A 2894-nucleotide genomic window follows, 5' to 3' on the forward strand; every position below is an offset into this window, starting at 1 on the left:
TTCGACTGGATGGGCTTACAGCGTCATACTAAGGCCGCTGGTATCTTCGCCCGCCTGGCTCATCGTGACCACAAGCCGGGCTACTTGCAAGACGTGCCCAGAACTTTAGGTTATTTACAGCGAGTAAGCGCTAACTATTCACAGTTGTCAGATTATAACCAATGGCTGGAAAAACGTGTCATACCGGCCTGGAAGGAAGCAAAGTGAGAGCAATGATCTTAGCCGCTGGCCGAGGCAGTCGCATGCGGCCGTTAACCGATAATCAGCCTAAACCTTTACTACCCATAGCGGGTAAACCGTTGTTGGCTTATCACTTAGAAAAGCTGGCGCAGGCTGGCGTGAATGAGGTTGTTATTAATCATGCCTGGCACGGTGAGCAAATTGAGAACTTTGTTGGTGACGGCAGTCGGTGGGGGTTACAGGTTTCTTTTTCCGCAGAACCGGAAGGTGGGCTGGAAACTGCTGGTGGCATTATTAAAGCCTTGCCCTTATTAGGTGACGAACCTTTCTGGGTCATTAACGGAGATATATGGACCGACTGGGACTACCGTGACCTGCCGACTCAACTGGAAAAGGAACAGTTGGCGCATTTGATCATGGTTAAAAATCCTGCTCATCATCCTGAGGGCGACTTTGCTTTAGAAAATGGCCTGTTGGTTAATGACGGAAGTGAGCGCAAGACGTTTTCCGGTATTGGCTTATACCGAAAAGAGCTGCTGGAACCATACCCTCAGGGCAAGCAGCCACTTAAAACCTTCTTTGACCGGGCAATAAATCAAAGCAGGTTAGCAGCAAGCTATTGGGATGGGCATTGGACCGACGTAGGGACCCCTGAGCGGCTGCATCAACTTAACCAGCAGTTGGAGAAATAACATGGTTTGGGGAAAAGTAGTAGGAGCCTTGGCAGGTTTTGCATTTATGAAATGGCCGGGCGCTATTTTAGGCGTTCTGATTGGCCATTGGTTTGATCGGGGAATGGCTCAGGACTTTTCCCAAAAAGGCGCCTGGGGACGCTTTTTATACGGTGCAGAGAAGGCTGCCGGGGATGCCAACTTCATTTACACCTTGTTTGCTGTAATGGGTCATGTTGCCAAGGCAAAAGGAAAAGTAACAACCAGTGACATTGCGCAGGCGCAGGAGCTTATGCGGCGCCTGAACTTAAGTTCTGATGCAACCCGTGAAGCGCAGGTTGCGTTCAGAGAAGGTAAAGAACCGACATTTCCTTAGCAGCAGGTCATGAAAGATTTTAGTGCGTCCTTCTACGGCAACCGGGATGTCTTGCAGCTTTTCATGGAGCAGTTAATTGGTCTGGCATTGAATGACGGAATTCTGGAAAAGTCGGAGCATGAAGTGCTGGTTAACGTTGCTAAGTCTCTGGGCTTTACGCGCTTTCAGTTAGACCAATGGTTAATGATGGAAAAAGCGGCTTTTCGTTTTCATCAGCATCGCCGTCAGCAGCATCAACAACAGCGTAAAACCACCAGTCAGGATGAAATTAACAACGCCTATGAAGTGCTTGGGGTGACCGCCCAGAACAGTAACGCTGAAATTAAAAAGGCTTATCGTAAACTTATGGCCCGACATCATCCGGACAAGCTGGCATCGAAAGGCTTACCTGAAGAAGTCATGAAGCAGGCTCAGCAACGGGCGCAGGATATTCAGGCGGCTTATGAAAAAATCAAAGAAAAGCGGGATATTCGTTAAAAGATTGCTGCTAAAAGCCGTGAAACTCAAGCCAGCCTTTTATGGTTGAGATTAACTCACGCTGCCCGGCATTCCCGGAGTTGATAAGTTGTCGCTGCCGGTAAGCCGGGTGCTGATATTTACTCGCCAGCTTTTTGCGCAGTTGCCAGTGCTTGCTTATCCATTGATTACTCTCAGCACTGCGAATATCCAGAACCGGCAGTTGTGACTGACTAATACGGTCGGCAAGAGCGCGGTTATACTGAAATTGCGGAACATAAGCATTAATCAGGACGATAGCATCCGGCATTATCGACGGATCACTTTCTAACAGTCGCAAAGTAATATCCGCTGTAATACCTTCAACCACCCACACTGAGAAGCCCGGCCGGCTTAAGGTCTCGTCCAGAAGCAGTGTCATGCGTTGTTGCAAGGCGCCAACCAGAGGCTCGAAGACCTCTTCATCAGCTGCTTCAGGAAAGTGTGTGGCACTGGCGGGGGTCTGCAGATTGTCCGTGCGTATATCATTTTCCGGCGGAGTGAGCGCCCAGGTGGTCCAGCCAAAGTCCGGTGCGTTTTCATACACCGGGCGAATATAAAAAGACTGCAAAGGATGATAGTGCCAGTCGGGTATAAGTACGATTTGACCGCGCTCAAAAGCCTGTAGGTATTCTTTCTTTAAAACCAAATAGCGTTGGTCGTCATTACCGGACAACCAGTGTAGCTGGTCTTGCGGTAAATAACGTTGTAAGTCGTCCTGGCTGACTGCGGGACTGATACACAGTGCCGCGAGTAGCAATAATGAATAACGCTTCATGCAGCTTATATCGGCCACAGCGGCGTCAGCTTGAGTGCAAAGTGTTAAAACGGAACCGGGCTATGAAAGGCTATAGGTTGTTCAGTTTGTGGGTGTGTTACGCAAAGGTTCTCAGCGTGCAGCAATAAGCGTTCAGCGGCAGAAAACGCCTCACTGTGCGCATAGAATTTATCGCCTAATATCGGGCAGCCAATGGCCTGCATATGAACTCTAAGCTGGTGCGAGCGGCCAGTGTATGGGGTCAGTTCAACACGACTACACTTGCCGTCAAATTCACTCACCCGGTAGAAGGTCGTACTTGGTTTGCCGGTGAAAAAATCCATATGCTGGCGCGGGCGATTCGGCCAGTCGCAGGAAAGCGGGAGTTCAACTTCGCCCTGTGAAGCAGGTAGTT

Annotated in this window: 5 protein-coding genes and 1 pseudogene; 4 read left to right on the top strand and 2 right to left on the bottom strand. The window is 49.6% G+C overall.

Annotation, left to right across the window (positions count from 1 at the left end; translation table 11 throughout):
• The 4 genes and pseudogenes from B3180_RS08290 to djlA all read left to right on the top strand — a co-directional run.
• Window positions 1–207, top strand: a pseudogene (locus B3180_RS08290) (serine/threonine protein kinase); the annotation flags it as partial.
• Window positions 204–872: an N-acetylmuramate alpha-1-phosphate uridylyltransferase MurU gene (gene murU / locus B3180_RS08295; RefSeq protein ID WP_278358418.1), complete on the top strand. Its 669-nt coding sequence runs from the start codon at window positions 204–206 to the stop codon at window positions 870–872. The pseudogene B3180_RS08290 and the gene murU, both read left to right, overlap by 4 nt.
• A 1-nt stretch (window position 873) precedes the next feature.
• Complete coding sequence (locus tag B3180_RS08300) at window positions 874–1227, top strand: hypothetical protein (protein WP_286843968.1); 354 nt, start codon at window positions 874–876, stop codon at window positions 1225–1227.
• 9 nt (window positions 1228–1236) lie between these two features.
• Window positions 1237–1704, top strand: a complete 468-nt coding sequence (djlA, locus tag B3180_RS08305; RefSeq protein WP_286843970.1) for a co-chaperone DjlA — start codon at window positions 1237–1239, stop codon at window positions 1702–1704.
• A 10-nt stretch (window positions 1705–1714) separates the two neighbouring features.
• Here djlA and B3180_RS08310 read toward each other — a convergent pair whose 3' ends face one another.
• Together B3180_RS08310 and B3180_RS08315 are read right to left on the bottom strand one after the other, a co-directional pair.
• The gene (locus B3180_RS08310; protein WP_234972470.1) at window positions 1715–2518 is read right to left on the bottom strand and encodes a DUF3530 family protein; all 804 of its coding nucleotides are present in this window, start codon (window positions 2516–2518) and stop codon (window positions 1715–1717) included.
• A gap of 26 nt (window positions 2519–2544) precedes the next feature.
• The coding region (locus B3180_RS08315; RefSeq protein WP_286843972.1) for a pseudouridine synthase at window positions 2545–2894 on the bottom strand (350 nt) is incomplete at its 5' end.

It is taken from the genome of Idiomarina sp. UBA4206, from assembly GCF_002383015.1.
Taxonomy (GTDB): domain Bacteria; phylum Pseudomonadota; class Gammaproteobacteria; order Enterobacterales; family Alteromonadaceae; genus Idiomarina; species Idiomarina abyssalis.

Excerpts from the sequence above, each read along its gene's own strand:
- B3180_RS08300 (WP_286843968.1), top strand. The coding sequence starts at position 874 with ATGGTTTGGGGAAAAGTAGTAGGAGCCTTGGCAGGTTTTGCATTTATG.
- djlA (WP_286843970.1), top strand. The coding sequence starts at position 1,237 with ATGAAAGATTTTAGTGCGTCCTTCTACGGCAACCGGGATGTCTTGCAG.